The organism is Howardella ureilytica, from assembly GCF_054657495.1.
This window is the reverse complement of record NZ_BAAHYP010000037.1, coordinates 1-211: the sequence shown is the minus strand read 5'-3', so window position 1 is coordinate 211 and position 211 is coordinate 1. Positions and strand designations below refer to the sequence as shown.

1 protein-coding gene is annotated in these 211 nt (G+C 31.8%); it reads left to right on the top strand.

All coding sequences use genetic code 11. From position 1 onward, the window contains the following. Window positions 1-185 (top strand): hypothetical protein (locus ACYQ1N_RS07610; protein WP_459834529.1); only part of this gene is annotated, 185 nt, incomplete at its 5' end. Between the last annotated feature and the right edge of the window lie 26 nt (window positions 186-211).

Sequence of the window (211 nt, the reverse complement as noted above, 5' to 3'; positions counted from 1 at the left end):
TTGTCCTTTTTAATGATTTATACTTTGGAAACTTGCAATGCTTTGAAGAAAAACAATTTCTAAATGCTTGTTCTAAGTTAAGCTGTACATTTGCAAGAGCAAGACTATCCACTTCTTTAAGAAAAGGAAAATCTGTCTTGTACATGGCAGGTGTTTGCTTACCAAAAGACTTTGTAGCTTTGTAATTATCAATCTTATCACTTAGCATAAG